Origin of the sequence: Pseudarthrobacter sp. NPDC092202 (assembly GCF_044755505.1) — a bacterium.
Lineage (GTDB): Bacteria > Actinomycetota > Actinomycetes > Actinomycetales > Micrococcaceae > Arthrobacter.
The window spans coordinates 102,547-115,726 of the sequence record NZ_JBIVRG010000004.1; the positions used below are offsets into that span (position 1 = coordinate 102,547).

At 65.8% G+C, this 13,180-nt stretch carries 18 protein-coding genes; 8 read left to right on the plus strand and 10 right to left on the minus strand.

The window, feature by feature from the left end; translation table 11 throughout:
* Positions 1 to 29: 29 nt before the first annotated feature.
* The 4 genes from ACIQF4_RS08580 (at position 30) to ACIQF4_RS08595 (ending at position 3,058) form a co-directional block, all read left to right on the plus strand.
* Positions 30 to 830, plus strand: coding sequence for an oxygenase MpaB family protein (locus ACIQF4_RS08580; RefSeq protein ID WP_400515141.1), 801 nt, complete (start codon positions 30 to 32; stop codon positions 828 to 830).
* Positions 823 to 1,740 carry a DUF817 domain-containing protein gene (locus ACIQF4_RS08585; RefSeq protein ID WP_400515139.1) on the plus strand — a complete coding sequence of 306 codons (918 nt, stop codon included), beginning with the start codon at positions 823 to 825 and terminating at the stop codon, positions 1,738 to 1,740. The genes ACIQF4_RS08580 and ACIQF4_RS08585 overlap by 8 nt, the downstream gene beginning before the upstream one ends.
* Positions 1,737 to 2,534 (plus strand): GNAT family N-acetyltransferase, encoded by a 798-nt coding sequence (locus tag ACIQF4_RS08590; RefSeq protein ID WP_400515138.1) that lies wholly within the window; start codon positions 1,737 to 1,739, stop codon positions 2,532 to 2,534. Before ACIQF4_RS08585 ends, ACIQF4_RS08590 begins: the two co-directional genes overlap by 4 nt.
* Positions 2,535 to 2,620: 86 nt before the next feature.
* Complete coding sequence (locus tag ACIQF4_RS08595; RefSeq protein WP_400515136.1) at positions 2,621 to 3,058, plus strand: VOC family protein; 438 nt, start codon at positions 2,621 to 2,623, stop codon at positions 3,056 to 3,058.
* A 12-nt stretch (positions 3,059 to 3,070) separates the two neighbouring features.
* Here ACIQF4_RS08595 and ACIQF4_RS08600 read toward each other — a convergent pair whose 3' ends face one another.
* Positions 3,071 to 3,955, minus strand: coding sequence for a helix-turn-helix transcriptional regulator (locus tag ACIQF4_RS08600; RefSeq protein WP_400515134.1), 885 nt, complete (start codon positions 3,953 to 3,955; stop codon positions 3,071 to 3,073).
* Between the two features lie 127 nt (positions 3,956 to 4,082).
* Between ACIQF4_RS08600 and ACIQF4_RS08605 the strand changes: the two genes are divergently transcribed.
* From ACIQF4_RS08605 to ACIQF4_RS08615, 3 genes are all read left to right on the plus strand, one after another.
* Positions 4,083 to 4,490 carry a cupin domain-containing protein gene (locus ACIQF4_RS08605; protein ID WP_400515132.1) on the plus strand — a complete coding sequence of 136 codons (408 nt, stop codon included), beginning with the start codon at positions 4,083 to 4,085 and terminating at the stop codon, positions 4,488 to 4,490.
* Between the two features lie 112 nt (positions 4,491 to 4,602).
* Positions 4,603 to 5,643 carry an NAD(P)-dependent alcohol dehydrogenase gene (locus ACIQF4_RS08610; protein WP_350005623.1) on the plus strand — a complete coding sequence of 347 codons (1,041 nt, stop codon included), beginning with the start codon at positions 4,603 to 4,605 and terminating at the stop codon, positions 5,641 to 5,643.
* 107 nt (positions 5,644 to 5,750) lie between these two features.
* The gene (locus ACIQF4_RS08615) at positions 5,751 to 5,930 is read left to right on the plus strand and encodes a hypothetical protein (RefSeq protein ID WP_188731601.1); all 180 of its coding nucleotides are present in this window, start codon (positions 5,751 to 5,753) and stop codon (positions 5,928 to 5,930) included.
* Positions 5,931 to 5,952: 22 nt separating this feature from the next.
* Here ACIQF4_RS08615 and ACIQF4_RS08620 read toward each other — a convergent pair whose 3' ends face one another.
* The 8 genes from ACIQF4_RS08620 to ACIQF4_RS08655 form a co-directional block, all read right to left on the minus strand.
* Positions 5,953 to 6,990, minus strand: a complete 1,038-nt coding sequence (locus ACIQF4_RS08620; protein ID WP_400515129.1) for a nitronate monooxygenase — start codon at positions 6,988 to 6,990, stop codon at positions 5,953 to 5,955.
* A gap of 30 nt (positions 6,991 to 7,020) precedes the next feature.
* On the minus strand, positions 7,021 to 7,791 hold the full coding sequence (locus ACIQF4_RS08625) for a type II CAAX prenyl endopeptidase Rce1 family protein (protein ID WP_400515186.1): 771 nt from the start codon (positions 7,789 to 7,791) through the stop codon (positions 7,021 to 7,023).
* A gap of 276 nt (positions 7,792 to 8,067) precedes the next feature.
* A complete protein-coding gene (locus ACIQF4_RS08630) occupies positions 8,068 to 8,265 on the minus strand; it encodes a hypothetical protein (RefSeq protein WP_066279129.1) in 198 nt (65 codons plus the stop codon).
* 317 nt (positions 8,266 to 8,582) lie between these two features.
* The gene (locus ACIQF4_RS08635) at positions 8,583 to 9,359 is read right to left on the minus strand and encodes an ANTAR domain-containing response regulator (protein WP_400515127.1); all 777 of its coding nucleotides are present in this window, start codon (positions 9,357 to 9,359) and stop codon (positions 8,583 to 8,585) included.
* A complete protein-coding gene (locus tag ACIQF4_RS08640) occupies positions 9,356 to 9,607 on the minus strand; it encodes a hypothetical protein (protein WP_400515125.1) in 252 nt (83 codons plus the stop codon). The genes ACIQF4_RS08635 and ACIQF4_RS08640 overlap by 4 nt, the downstream gene beginning before the upstream one ends.
* A 2-nt stretch (positions 9,608 to 9,609) precedes the next feature.
* Positions 9,610 to 10,335 (minus strand): GAF and ANTAR domain-containing protein, encoded by a 726-nt coding sequence (locus ACIQF4_RS08645; RefSeq protein ID WP_400515124.1) that lies wholly within the window; start codon positions 10,333 to 10,335, stop codon positions 9,610 to 9,612.
* Positions 10,336 to 10,502: 167 nt separating this feature from the next.
* Entirely contained in the window at positions 10,503 to 10,838 is a 336-nt protein-coding gene (locus ACIQF4_RS08650; protein ID WP_400515122.1) for a hypothetical protein, read from the minus strand.
* A gap of 6 nt (positions 10,839 to 10,844) precedes the next feature.
* Positions 10,845 to 11,564 carry a GAF and ANTAR domain-containing protein gene (locus ACIQF4_RS08655; protein ID WP_400515120.1) on the minus strand — a complete coding sequence of 240 codons (720 nt, stop codon included), beginning with the start codon at positions 11,562 to 11,564 and terminating at the stop codon, positions 10,845 to 10,847.
* 119 nt (positions 11,565 to 11,683) lie between these two features.
* Here ACIQF4_RS08655 and ACIQF4_RS08660 point away from each other — a divergent pair, with 119 nt between their 5' ends.
* Positions 11,684 to 12,418 carry a GAF and ANTAR domain-containing protein gene (locus ACIQF4_RS08660; protein ID WP_350005609.1) on the plus strand — a complete coding sequence of 245 codons (735 nt, stop codon included), beginning with the start codon at positions 11,684 to 11,686 and terminating at the stop codon, positions 12,416 to 12,418.
* A 33-nt stretch (positions 12,419 to 12,451) separates the two neighbouring features.
* Here the strand turns inward: ACIQF4_RS08660 and ACIQF4_RS08665 are convergent, their stop codons facing one another.
* Positions 12,452 to 13,180 carry a hypothetical protein gene (locus tag ACIQF4_RS08665; RefSeq protein WP_400515118.1) on the minus strand — a complete coding sequence of 243 codons (729 nt, stop codon included), beginning with the start codon at positions 13,178 to 13,180 and terminating at the stop codon, positions 12,452 to 12,454.

Sequence of the window (13,180 nt, forward strand, 5' to 3'; positions counted from 1 at the left end):
TCCTTTGGACCCTCCGGTACCCTGATGGAATGGCGCAGGAACTTGCGGACCTAAACGCTGAGGTCATCCTGCTCGCGGGAGCGGGACGGGCCATTCTGCTGCAGCTCGCGGACCCCGGCGTGGGCCGCGGCGTTGCGGAGCACAGCACCTTCACGGACCGCCCCATCAACAGGCTCAAGGGCACCCTGACCTATGTGTATGCCGTCACCTACGGGACGGACGAGCAGGTCAAAGAGGTCCGGCGCAGGGTGAACCGCGCCCACGTCCCCGTGCGCCGGGATGGCGATCACGAAACGCCCGGCTACAACGCCTACGACCCTCAGCTGCAGCTGTGGGTAACGGCGACGCTTTACGACACCGCCCTGGTGATCATCGAGAAAATCTATGGCCCGCTCGACGACGAGTCCGCCGATGCCATGTACCGGGACTACGCGAAGCTTGGGACAGCCCTGCAGCTTCCGCCCGACATGTGGCCGAAGGACCGTGAAACGTTCTACCGGTACTATGACGGCCGCATGGCCGCCCTCCGGGCGAGCGACGCCGCCATCCGGGTGGGCCGGGGTCTCCTGTACCCACAGCACGCCGCACTCTGGTACCGCGCCATCATGCCGTTCGCCAGGTTCCTGACGGCCGGCCTCCTCCCGGACCAGCTGCGCAATGACTTCGGCCTGCCGTGGAGCGGACGCCATGAGCGCCGGTTCCACCGCACCATGAAAGCGCTCGCCGTGGCCTACCCCAAGCTGCCGCAGGGCCTCCGGCACTGGTTCAAGAACTACTGCCTCTCGGAGCTGGACACTTTCTCCCGCCGGGCAGGGCGCCTGAGTGCTTAGCTCCACGCCGCTGGAGGCGCGGCTTGACGAACGGGCGCGCCGTTTCCTGGCCAGCGCACCTGCCGGCCGCATCCGGCCCAAGCTCACCGAATTCGTGGTGTTCGGCCTGAAACAGGCCTGGGCGTGCATCTTTGGTGCCGCCCTGCTCGCGGTGCTTATGGCGGCGCGGCTCTGGTACCCGGATGGGGCCGGACTGGCAAGGAACGACTTCCTGACCATCGCCGCCGTCGGAATCCAGATCCTCATGGTCGCGTTCAGGCTGGAGACCCTGAAGGAGTTGCGGGTCATCATCCTGTTCCACCTGGTGGGGACGGTCATGGAGCTTTTCAAGACCGACGCCGGCTCCTGGTCCTACGAGGCCGAGGGCTTCTTGCGGATCGGCGCTGTTCCGCTCTTCAGCGGCTTTATGTACGCGGCCGTTGGCTCCTACATGGTCCGCGTCTACCGTCTGTTCGACCTGAAGTTCGCCCACTATCCGCGGCGCTGGATCACGGCGGCCGTGGCCGCGGCCATCTACGCCAACTTCTTCAGCCACCACTACATCTGGGACGCGCGCTGGGTGCTGCTCGCCGCCGTCGTGGTTGTCTTTGGCCGGTGCGTGATGCACTTCCGGGTCTTCCGGAAGCATCACAGGATGCCGCTGCTGGTCGCCTTCCTGCTGGTGGCGCTGTTCATCTGGGTGGCTGAGAACATCGCCACCTGGTCCGGCGCCTGGCTGTATCCCGGCCAGGTGGACGGCTGGGAGCCTGTCGGGTTGGAGAAACTCGTGGCCTGGTTCCTGCTGATGATCATCTCAGTGGTCCTGGTGGCCTGGGTCTACAAACCTCAGCCGCCCGGGGAGGAAACCCCGGAGGGGTCCGATGCGGCCAAGCACCCGAACCCTGCGGCCACCAGTAAACTCGCGGAATGAGTGAATCCGCACGGTTCCTGGCTGCCTACGATGACCAGTTGCGCACGGATGCCGAGACACCCGGCGCCGCCTCGGTGACAAAGCTTGGTCCGTTGCACCTCGGGACATTCCGCGACGGCCGCGGATTTGTGACGTACCGGGACCTCGGGAATGCGGGCGAGGACGCCATCAGCAGGCTGGTCCGTGAGGCGGTGGACCACTTCCTGGCTGATTCCGGAGTCACCAGGGTGGAATGGAAAACACGCGGCCACGACCACGCTCCCGGGCTGCAGGGGGCGCTCCTGCAGCACGGCTTTGTTCCTGATCCGCCGGAATCCATCATGATCGGCAGCGCGCAGGCACTCAGCGTTCCCGTACCCGTCCCCGACGGGGTGGTGGTGCGGCAGGTGGTGGATGAACAGGACGTCCGGGCGATGAGCGCCATGCAGGATGCAGTTTTTGGCGATCCGGTCTCCGACGCGATGGCCGATGCCCTGCTGCACCGGCTCTCACTCGACGACGGGATGGAGCTGTGGGTGGCCGAGGCGGACGGCCGGATTGTCAGTGCCGGCCGCCTCGAACCGGTGGAAGGCACCGCCTTCGCCGGGATCTGGGGCGGCGCCACGCGCCCGGAATGGCGCGGCCGCGGGATCTACCGGGCCCTGACCGCGCGCCGGGCACAGTCGGCACTCCGCTTGGGCAAGACCCTCATCCACAGCGACTCGACCGAATTCTCACGGCCCATCCTGGAACGCTCGGGACTGGTCAAGGTCTCCACCACCACTCCCTACCGCTGGCGGCGCGAGGGCAGCTGACCGCCACCGGCGGGCCAACCCAGCCGGCTGGCCTGCAGCCGGCAGTCTTCTCCAGATGCTCCGCGCGCGGTCTGTATGCTGGGCGAATGACGGCACCCCAGATCTATGTCAGCTTTCCCGGCACAGCCCGTGAAGCCTTGAGTTTCTACGCGGAGGTCTTCGGCGGGGAGCTTTTCCTGCACAGCTATGAGGACTTCGGGCGCAAGGACGGGCCGCCGGACGCCATAGCCCACGGAGTGCTCAAGGGCGTGGTTGCCGTGGCGGGATCGGACGCGGCGGAAGGGCAGAACAGCGTCCGCCTTGAAGGGGTCATGCTGTCGCTGCTGGGGACAGCCGAACCGGAAGTCCTCCACGAGTGGTTCGACAAGCTTGCCGTGGACGGACGGGTGGTGGACCCGCTCGGCCCCAAGCCCTGGGGCGCATCGGACGGCCAGGTTATCGACCAGCACGGCCTCCACTGGCTCATTGGCTACGAATCCGGGCTGGAACCGGCGGAACCGGCCCAAGAGGGCACGCCCGCCTAGCCCGTATGGTGCCTAGCCTCGGGCGTTCGCCTGGGCCAGATCCGCGATGTTCTCCGTCACCGCCCAGGAGGCGAGGAGCTTCAGGGCCTCCTCGGACGGGCTGCCGGGCGTGGCTGGATAGACCGTGAGCGAGTGCCCTGGATCCTCTTCCAGCCCCAGCACCTGGTAGTTCAGCTCCAGCAGCCCCACTACGGGGTGCTGGAAAAACTTCGTGCCGGCATAGTGCCGGCGGACGTTATGGGCTGCCCAACGGGTGCGGAACTCGTCGCTGCGCATGGACAGCTCGCCAATGAGTTCCGCAATGCCCTTGTCATGCGGATTCCGGCCTGCCTCGCGCCGCAGGATGGCCACGTTGGTGCTCGCCGCCCGCTCCCAGTCCGTGTAGAAGTTGTGCGCCCTGGGGTCCAGGAAGATAAACCGTGAATGGTTGGCGGGCCGGCCGGGCCCCCGATACATGTCCGAGTACAAGGCGTAGCCGAGGGTGTTCGCGGCCACGATGTCCATTCGGTTGTTGCCGATGAAGGCCGGTGCCCCGGTGATGGTGTCCAGGAGGTACCGCAGTTCGGGCCGCACGCCTGACGGTGCGGGGGCGGCGGCACGTTTCCGGCCGGACATGTTGGCGGTCCTGGCGAGGTCGTAAAGGTGGTCATGTTCGGCGCGGTCCAGCTCCAGCGCCCCGGCGATTGCGTCCAGGACGCTTTCCGAAACGCCAGAGAGGTTCCCGCGTTCCAGCCGCGTGTAGTAGTCCACGCTGACTCCGGCGAGCCGGGCCACTTCCTCCCGGCGCAGTCCGGGCACGCGCCGCCGCCCGCCGTACGGTTCAATGCCCGCCTGTTCCGGAGTGATGCGCCCCCGGCGCGTGGAGAGGAACTGCCGTACTTCGGCTCGGTTATCCATACAGGACACGTTACGACGAATCCCGGCGCCCAAAGGAGGGTCTGCCAAAACCCGGTTCAGCAGGGCCCTCGCTACGTTTCCAGGCAGCCGGTTTGATGGAGGCACGTCCAGCCTGGAAGGAAACACCATGAACCTCGAACCTGTCCGCGAGACCCTCAAGAACCCGCCCGAACAGTTCTCCGGCGATGTCTGGGTTGACATGATCGTGCTCCCTCACGGGCCGGAGCAGCGCGCCGTTGCTGCCAAGGTGCGCTTCGCGCCGGGAGCCCGCACGGCGTGGCACTCGCACGCCCGCGGACAGTACCTGCATGTGACTTCCGGCGTGGCACGCTTCGGCACCCGGGACGGAAACATCATCGACGTCCACCCCGGCCAGACCCTCTACACTCCGCCGGGCGAAGAGCACTGGCATGCCTCAGCCAACGGAACCTTCATGGAACACCTGGCAATCCTCGAAAACGATGAAGACCCGGCAGCCACCACGGCCTGGGCTGAGCACATCACCGATGCTGAGTACGAGGGCCGGCAAGGGTAGGACTGCCAGAACCAGTTACAGCAGGGCCACCGCTACGGGCCCCCGTATCCGGTTTGATGGCGACCGGCCCCTGTAGCATTTTAATAACCCCCAACAGAACCCCAGGAGATCCATGACTACCGTCAAGGCCTATGCATCCCCGTCCTCCACTGAGGACCTCATTCCCACCACCATCGAACGGCGCGAAGTGGGACCCCACGACGTCCTGATCGACATCAAGTTCGCCGGCATCTGCCACTCGGACATCCACACGGTCCGCGGCGACTGGGGCCCGCAGCAGTACCCGCTGGTTCCCGGCCACGAGATCGCCGGCGTCGTCACCCAGGTGGGCTCCGAGGTGACCAGGCACGCCGTGGGCGACCGCGTCGGCGTCGGCTGCATGGTCAACTCCTGCAAGGACTGCGAGAACTGCCTGAAGGGCGAAGAGCAGTACTGCCTCAAGGGCAACGTGGGCACCTACGGTGCCGTTGACCGCGACGGCACCATCACCCAGGGCGGCTACTCCACCCACGTTGTGGTGACCGAAGACTTCGTGGTGCGGATCCCCGAAGCACTCGAGCTCGACGTCGCCGCTCCGCTGCTGTGCGCCGGAATCACCACCTTCTCCCCGCTGCACCACTGGGGCGCCGGACCCGGCAAGAAGGTCGCCGTCGTCGGCCTGGGCGGACTCGGCCACATGGCCGTCAAGATCGCCCACGCCATGGGCGCCGAGGTCACCGTGCTGTCCCAGTCGCTCAAGAAGCAGGAAGACGGCCTGAAGCTGGGCGCCGACCACTACTACGCCACCAGCGACGAGAGCACCTTCAGCGACCTCGCCGGCACGTTCGATCTCATCATCAACACGGTCAGCGCCTCGATCGACATCAGCTCCTACCTGCAGCTGCTGAAACTCGACGGTGCACTGGTGAACGTTGGCGCCCCCGCTGAGCCGCTCCCCGTCAACGCGTTCGCACTGATCGGCGGCCGCCGGTCCTTCGCCGGCTCCATGATCGGCGGCATCCGCGAAACGCAGGAGATGCTGGACTTCTGCGCCGAGCACGGCATCGGTGCCGAGATCGAGGTCATCCCGGCCGAGAAGATCAACGAGGCCTACGAGCGCGTCCTCGCCTCGGACGTCCGCTACCGCTTCGTGATCGACACCTCCACCCTCTAGCAGCACAACGCGTTCGACGGCGGCCGGTCCCGTGAAGGGGCCGGCCGCCGTCGTGCGTGGACGGATGGGCCCGCCATCCGCTGCTGCTTGCGTAACGAATAACCGGCATGAACTACTACACCCCGGCGGCGCAGGACCGGGCCAGGGACGCCGCATCTGATGCCATCGAGAAAGTGCTCAACGGAATGTCCGAACCGTTGAGCCGGCACGCCCTGAACGCCCGCTGGAAACGGGCCTGCGAAGCCATGGACAGGTTCCTGGAAGCGCAGGACACGGGCGAGGAATAGGCCAGCCTAAAACTCCCGCGGGCTACGGCTTAAGGGAAGCCAGGATGGCCGAGGCGGGGCCCGCCGTCGTCCTTTGAAAACCGGTTCCGGCCCACAGGTTCAGCCAGTCCGCATCCCCTGCAGCGGCCGCTGCAGCACGCAGGGGAGTGGTGAGGTGGTGGACCTCCGGATAGCCATCGGGAGCCCCGCCGTCATGGCGGCGCATGAATTCGTTGAGGAGCCCCCGCGCGTTCCGTCCCGAGAAGGCCCGCGTGACCCCCGTGGTGGTGAAGCGTCCCGAGGACATGGCAAGCCGGTGGGCCGCCTTGGTGCCGGCCTCGTCCGCGCGGAGGAATGCCGTGCCGGCCTGGACCGCCGCAGCTCCGCGGGAGAGGGCTTGACGGGTATCGGCGCCGGTGGCAATCCCGCCGGCAGCTATCAGCGGCACACCGAGGTCCGCCAGCTCTTCAAGCAGGCCGTGCAGGGATTCCCCCTCCGGGCGCGGCGCTGTGTCAAAGGTGCCGCGGTGGCCGCCGGCTTCCGGTCCCTGGACGCACAGCGCATCAACGCCTGCTTCCAGAGCGCGCACGGCTTCGGGCCGCGACGTTACCGTCGCAATGACGCACACGCCCCGTTGCTGCAGGGCGGCGATGACGGCGGGGTCCGGCAGGTCGAAGGTGAAGGAGACCGCCTCGGGGACCTGCTCCATCAGGACATCGATCTTGTTGTCCCAGTCGTCGTCGTCATGGCGCGGATCTCCCAGGGTGACGCCGAAACGCCGTGCATCGGGAGCCAGGGACAGGGCGTACTCTTCCAGCGCGCGGGCGCTGATCATTGAGGGTTGCGGGACGAAGACATTGACGCCCACGGGGGCGCCGGTCAGCTTCCGCGTTGCCTCGATCTCCGCCTTCACCGCCGCCGCGGTCTTATAGCCGGCGGCCAGGAAGCCCATTCCTCCCCGGGAGCTCACGGCCGCGGCCAGTTCCGGAGTGGACGGCCCGCCCGCCATGGGCGCCTGGATCACCGGCAACGGCAGGGAGGAAATCTCAAAACGGGTGTTGCCGCGGGCCGGAGTATCCAAGGTGGTGGTTCGCTTTCAGGCTGGAGGATTTCAGTACAGGAAGATGTCTATCCACTCGCGGTTGTGGGAGTGGATCAGGACAAGGAACAGCACGAAATCGAACAAGAGGTGGACGCTGACGATATAGGACAGCGACTTGGTCACCGTGAAGAGCCGGGCCTGCAACAGGGCGAAGGGGAAGATGAAGAACGGTGCCCAGGAGTGGAAGCCCAGCTCCCAGAGGAAGGACGTGAACAGCACCGCCTGCAACAGGTTGGCCTGCCAGTCCGGGAGGTGCCGCCGCAGCAGGGTGAACGCCGTGCAGATAAAGAAGAGTTCGTCCCAGATGCCCAGCACGTTGGTGCCGAGGAACAGCCGGGCGATGCCGTCCGGATCGCTCACAGCCGGCCAGTTGGTGTACACGCCCGTCCGGATCATATAGACCGGCATCAGCGCATATCCGATCACCAGGACGGCAGGAAGGTACCACTTTTCCGCGCGCGTCCAGGGCTGGCCCGTCCGGATGGGGAAGCGGATGGCGTGGTCCCTGGTGACAAACCTCGAGACGGAATAGGGAATTCCGACGGCGAGGATCATGGCGGTTCCCATCACCATCATGTGCTCGGTGCTGATGTCCGTGGTGATGGGGACCAGGCTCATGGCCGTCAGGCCCACGGCGATCAGCGCCAGGTCGATCAGGAGCGTGCGGCTGATGAATCCGGCCACAACCAGGGCGGCGGCCAGGAGCAGGAACCCGGACAGGCGGTCCTGCCATGCGAACAGCAGGAAGCCCGACGCCGAGACAAGGGCCGCGGGAACCAGTGAAAGTGACGCGGTGCCCGGCGGATTGGTGCCTTGCTGGCTGGTGCCCTGGTGTCCTGGGTCTGTCTGTGGTGTGCCCGGCGCGCCGGGTTCGGCGTGCGCACGTGGTTGCTGCCTCATGGTTACCTTTGATGCTCGGACGGCGCTTCTGCCTGGATTCCTCACATTTTACTTTGCCACGTGCCGGGGCGGGGCAAGGAAGCCCGCCCCGCTTAACGGAAGCGGACGACGCCGGGAGGTACCGGCGTCGTCCGCTTGCCTTTCAGCGGTGGCACCCTAGGCGGAGGCCAGAGCCTTGCCTTCGCCGCGCAGGCTCAGGGTGAAGGTGTTGGGTCCGCTGCAGGTAACGGCGACACGGCAGGTAGTGGTGTTGTGCCGCGCGGACAGCTCGCTGACGGCGGAGTCAAGGGTGTGGTGCAGGGCGGAGCGGTCCCAGATTTTCAGGGTCACGGAGTCAGTGGCATCGAACGTCATTATTCAACTTCCATTTCTTGCGGTTGGCGGCCTGGAATCTTCTTTGACCGGGCCGTGGCCTCGTCTATGAGGCGGTACTGCATGGGAAAGCGCGTTCCCGTACTTCAATGGTGCAGGTTGCCTAAGGGGTTGGCAACCGGATCAAGCCCGATGTGACCAAGCACACCGGCCATCGGCAGTCCCGTGCTCCGCTGGGGAGGCGTTGCCTGCCGATCCCTTCCATAGTGCCCAGCAGGACTGGGCTGCCTCAAGAATGTTGCGCGTGAGTCTGATCACGTCCTTCCCGGACGGACCTTTGCTCCACGGCCCATCGGACCCTACTCGTCGAAGTAGGTGTCGATCTCCTTCTCGCCGGAGATGGAGGCGATCACGGACGCCGCCACTTCGCGGAGCTTGACGTTGCGGGTGCTCGAAGCCTTGGTGAGGATGCCGAATGCGGTGTCCCTGGTGCACCGGTTCTCGGCCATGATCGCTCCCACAGCCATGTCAATGACAGTCCTGGACCTTAGGGCGGAGGAGAGGTCGCTGCGCACCTCGCTGAGTTGGGTGATCCGGAGGACCAGCCGAATTGCACTGGCAGCCTGGTTTGTGAACGCTTCCACGGTGGCGATGTCATCCGTTGAAAAGCCGTGGCTTCGGCCGGCGTAGAGGTTCAGGACAGCTTCTGCCTCACCGGCAAGATCCAGCGGCATGGCAAGGATCGAGGCTACCCCCTGGGCCCTGGCAACCTTGGTGTAGGCGGGCCAGCGTTGTTCGACGCCCAGGTCCGGAACCAGCAGCCACGTCTTGCTGCGCAGCGCGGTGAGGCAGGGGCCGTCGCCGAATCCGTTTTGCAGTTCGTCCAGGGCGCGCGCTTCCGCATCGCTGCTGGCTACGGCCTCCGGCCTCTTGTGGCGGATCACGGTGACCCCGCAATGGACCGGATTCCCCGGAACGGAGAGCTGGGAGGCGGCAACAACCGCCAGATCCGTAAGGAACGCTGCGATATCGCCATTGTCCAGGACCATATCCAGCAGCCGCATGTCGACGTCAGGCAGGTCGCGCGCATCCGAGTTGAATCTGAAGCTGCCTGTGCTGTTTCCGTAAGCCGTCACAGTGCTTCCCCTTCCGACATTTCCGTCATGGCTGTGGCAATCAGGCTCACCTGCGCTGCCGGTATGTCCAGGGCGTCATGGAGGTACGCGTCCAGTGAGACCTCATCAATATCGCCGCCGATGCCGTAGTAGTAGATCCAAAGTTTGTCCAGGGCCAGGTCCGCGTCCCGGAATCGCCTGGCAGTTCCGTTGCGTTCTTCCCCTGTCCAGTCCGGCGGTTCGGGCCCGTCGGCCCCGTAGGGATACATCCCTACGCTCCGTCCTGGTGGGTTGCAGGGAGCTCAGCTCCCAGCACGATGTCATGGGCGATCGCGTGCATTCTACGGTTGCTGGACTTCGCCGCCAGGCGGAGGATTTGCAGGGCGCCGTCCCGACCGCCCCTGTGCTGGAGCATGATCAGGGACACGGCCGCATCCACAACTGCGCGGGATTTGAGGGCTGCCCTAAGGTGTTCGGGATGGACGTCCGCCCCATGCAGGCGCAGCGCGATCCGGAGGACCCTGGACATGGACGCTGCGTGCTGCTCCAGGAGCACCACGGATTCCTCGTTGAAGGCATCGATGGTCCGTGCATAGCAGTTCAGCCCCGCATGGGAGAAAGCGTCCGTGGGAATGGGGATGGCCAGCACGGAACGAACCCCCTCCTGGCTTGCCGCTCTTGTATATCCATTCCAGCGCTCGTCGCCCAGCAGGTCCGGAACCCGAACGAGGCGCTGCTGGCGCAGGGCGGTCAGGCAGGGGCCTTCGCCAAAGGCATACTGGGTCTCGTCCAGCCTCCGGCCCTCCTCGCTGCTGCTGGCGACCGTGGCCAGCCCGCCGTCGCGCTCCACCGTGATGGTGCACGTAATCTGGCCGTCTGAACCAAGCAGGGAGGCCGACAGGGTGGCCAGTCCCAGGAGGAATTCGGGGAACCCGGGACTTTCAAGCAGCAGGTCCTGCATCCTGTCCGATGTGGTGAGCGTGCTTTCCTTGGCCATGAGGCCTCGATCCCTGGATGCACCAGAAGGCTAACCCCTGGCTGGCGGCCGCTGCTCTCTACGCTGGCTGGCCCGAGTATTCAACCCCGGATGTCCCGCATCCCCGAAATCTCCTACTACCGACACTACGCCGGTCCCGGACCTATTGATACGGGGAGGGTTGCAGACTAATCGTCCGCTTGCCGCCCTGGCCCCTCTGCTCGGCCGCCCTGTCCCTCAGTAGGGGAGCCAGGGACATCGCCGGACCCCGGGAAGTCATCCGAGTAGGGTGCGCGCGGCCGGGGCAAGTCGTCAATGAGTTCGTTGGCCGCCAGGGCCAGCAGATCGCGCTGCACCGGCGGCAGCGAAAGAAGCCCCTGCAGGTAGGCTTCCACCTCATACTCCCCGGCGTCGCCCGAGAGACTGAAATACTTCAGCCACAGTTCGGACACAGGGATATCCGCCGCCTTGATGGCAGCGCGGAGCCGGCGGCGTTGTTCCGGTTCGTTCGGATCGAAACCCATGAGTTCCTAGGATCCGGCAGGCAGCGTCCCGGCCAGGACGCGTTCGCTGACGTGCTGCAGTGCAGCGTTCTCGTCGCGGGCAAGCTTTATCAGCCGCTGCAGTGCTGCCTCGTGGGGAATCCCGAACCGCTCCATCAGCGCTCCGCACGCCCTGTTCACCACATCGCGGCTGTACAGGGAGGCCTGCAGGCCCTCGGTCATCCTTTGGGGGGCCTCACTGGCCTGGATATGCGCGAGCAGGGTGGCCGCGGGGGCCGCAAAGAGTTGGAGCAGTCGGACACTCGTTTCGTCGTACACGCCAGGGGTAGCGGCATACAGTTTCAGGGCACCGAGGGTTTCGCGGCCGGCCATCAGGGGAGCGCTGACCACTGACGTTATTGGTAGCCCGGCGACGGCCTTGCGCCACTCCGGCCAGCGGGACTCATTCGCCAGGTCCTTGACCAGCACGGGCTCCTCGGCTGCCCATGCAGCCAGGCACGGTCCTTGCCCGCACTCATACTGGGTGGAATCGGCCTGTCTCACAATGCTGTCGGTATAGCCGCTGCTGGTGCGGCGTCCGCGGGCATCCAAAAGCGACACGCCTGCTCCGATGGTGCCTGGAACGGACTCCTTGGCGGCCTGGGCCAGGAGCCGGACGGCTGTGGTGACTTTTTCCTCCGTGAGGAGCAGCCCCTGGATCCGAGCTATGACAGTGCTGAGCTCATCAAGGGGAAGTTGCTGCGCCATGGTTTCAGCATAGGGCCAAGTCCGGAGGTCCGCCTTCAAAGACGGTTCGCGGCGTGGATCGGGCAAACATGGGAGGCTTCTCCACTGCCCTGCGGCAGGCGGGACAGTAAGATGGGCGCATGTCGAGTGCACCGGAGAAAGAACCAATAGAAGAGCTCCAGAGCATTCTGGTCGGCGCGGAAAACGTTGTTGAGTTTCTCACCGGGCTTGCCGGGCTTGCCGCTGCATCCGTTTCCGAGGTGGCGGGTGACCATATCGAGTGTGCCGTCACGCTCAAGCTCCGGCGCAAGCCCACCACGGTAGCCGGCAGCAGCCGGCGGGCGGTGGAGCTGGACCAGGTGGAGCAGGTGGTTGGAGACGGCCCCTGCATCAAAGCCCTGCGGGAAATGTCCCCGGTGATTATTGACGACGTCGCCACCGATGGCCGCTGGCCGGAGCTGACCCGGCAGCTTTCCGAGGCGAACATCCGCAGTTCCCTCGGAGTGCCGCTGGAGATTAACAGTGATGCCAGCGTCGCTTTGAATTTCTTTGCGCAGAAGCCTGGCATGTTCACCACCAATGTGTATGAGAAGGCCCTGGGTTTCGCCGCGGCCGCGCACAACACGCTTCATCTCTCGGTCCGTCTCGACACGGCGCAAAGCCGGGCGGACAACCTTGAAGCTGCCATGCAGAGCCGGACGGCCATCAACCTGGCGTGCGGTGTCATCATGGCCCAGAACAGGTGCACCCAGGCGGAGGCAATGGACATCCTCACCAAGGTCTCCAGCAACCGCAACCAGAAGCTGCGGGACGTCGCGGCGGAACTGATTGAGCAACTGACCGGGGACAGGGCCAAAACGCACTTCGACGCCTAAAGGAATGGTCTTGGCGCCGCTCCGTCCGGGCCCTTAATCCGCCCGCAGCACGGAGACGATGCAGGCCGTGCCGGACCGGCGGATGTCCCAGCAGTTGCCATGGCCCAGTACCTCGAAGGTGTCCTCGCCTGCCGCTGCCAGCACCAGTGCGGTGTCCTCGTCCACGGCCACAGCCCTCTCCACCAGCCCGGCAGCCACGGCTCCCACCGCGCGGCTGAGCGTGCCGGCCTGGGCTGCGTGGACATCAACTGCGAAGGGGGCGAGGCCCAGGCCGTCCCGGATCTCGAGCTCAGCCAAGCCCTCAGAGCATTCTTCGCCGCAGACCTCAATGCCGCGGCTGAGGTAGCCGCCCATCAGTGCCCGCTTCGGTGCGATCATGGCCCCGGCGGAAAAGCCGAGGTAGGGCACCCCGCCGGCAACTGCCGCGGAAATGGCGCGTGCCGAGGCGGCGAGCCCTTCCCAGTACCCCGGCGTCAGTCCGCCGCCCACCACCAGCCCGTCGACGCCGTCGAACACGGAGGGATCGCAGGGTGCGCCCGCATCGAGCAGGACCGGCACCACCTCCACTTCAATCCGCGCGAGCAGCGGATCCACGTAAGCCGGGAGGAGGCTTTCCGGGTTCCCGTGGCGGTCGTGGACCACCACCGCCACCCGGGCGGGCGCCTCGTGGCGGGAACTCGGGCTGACGGCCTCGGCGAAGCGGTCAAAGACCTCCGGAAAGGCTGCATGGTCCGGCCCGGCGCCGGCGAGGAAGATGCTCAT

Excerpts from the sequence above, each read along its gene's own strand:
- ACIQF4_RS08580 (WP_400515141.1), top strand. The coding sequence starts at position 30 with ATGGCGCAGGAACTTGCGGACCTAAACGCTGAGGTCATCCTGCTCGCG.
- ACIQF4_RS08590 (WP_400515138.1), top strand. The coding sequence starts at position 1,737 with ATGAGTGAATCCGCACGGTTCCTGGCTGCCTACGATGACCAGTTGCGC.
- ACIQF4_RS08595 (WP_400515136.1), top strand. The coding sequence starts at position 2,621 with ATGACGGCACCCCAGATCTATGTCAGCTTTCCCGGCACAGCCCGTGAA.
- ACIQF4_RS08600 (WP_400515134.1), bottom strand. The coding sequence starts at position 3,955 with ATGGATAACCGAGCCGAAGTACGGCAGTTCCTCTCCACGCGCCGGGGG.
- ACIQF4_RS08605 (WP_400515132.1), top strand. The coding sequence starts at position 4,083 with ATGAACCTCGAACCTGTCCGCGAGACCCTCAAGAACCCGCCCGAACAG.
- ACIQF4_RS08610 (WP_350005623.1), top strand. The coding sequence starts at position 4,603 with ATGACTACCGTCAAGGCCTATGCATCCCCGTCCTCCACTGAGGACCTC.
- ACIQF4_RS08615 (WP_188731601.1), top strand. The coding sequence starts at position 5,751 with ATGAACTACTACACCCCGGCGGCGCAGGACCGGGCCAGGGACGCCGCA.
- ACIQF4_RS08630 (WP_066279129.1), bottom strand. The coding sequence starts at position 8,265 with ATGACGTTCGATGCCACTGACTCCGTGACCCTGAAAATCTGGGACCGC.
- ACIQF4_RS08640 (WP_400515125.1), bottom strand. The coding sequence starts at position 9,607 with ATGTATCCCTACGGGGCCGACGGGCCCGAACCGCCGGACTGGACAGGG.
- ACIQF4_RS08645 (WP_400515124.1), bottom strand. The coding sequence starts at position 10,335 with ATGGCCAAGGAAAGCACGCTCACCACATCGGACAGGATGCAGGACCTG.
- ACIQF4_RS08650 (WP_400515122.1), bottom strand. The coding sequence starts at position 10,838 with ATGGGTTTCGATCCGAACGAACCGGAACAACGCCGCCGGCTCCGCGCT.
- ACIQF4_RS08655 (WP_400515120.1), bottom strand. The coding sequence starts at position 11,564 with ATGGCGCAGCAACTTCCCCTTGATGAGCTCAGCACTGTCATAGCTCGG.
- ACIQF4_RS08660 (WP_350005609.1), top strand. The coding sequence starts at position 11,684 with ATGTCGAGTGCACCGGAGAAAGAACCAATAGAAGAGCTCCAGAGCATT.
- ACIQF4_RS08665 (WP_400515118.1), bottom strand. The coding sequence starts at position 13,180 with ATGAGCATCTTCCTCGCCGGCGCCGGGCCGGACCATGCAGCCTTTCCG.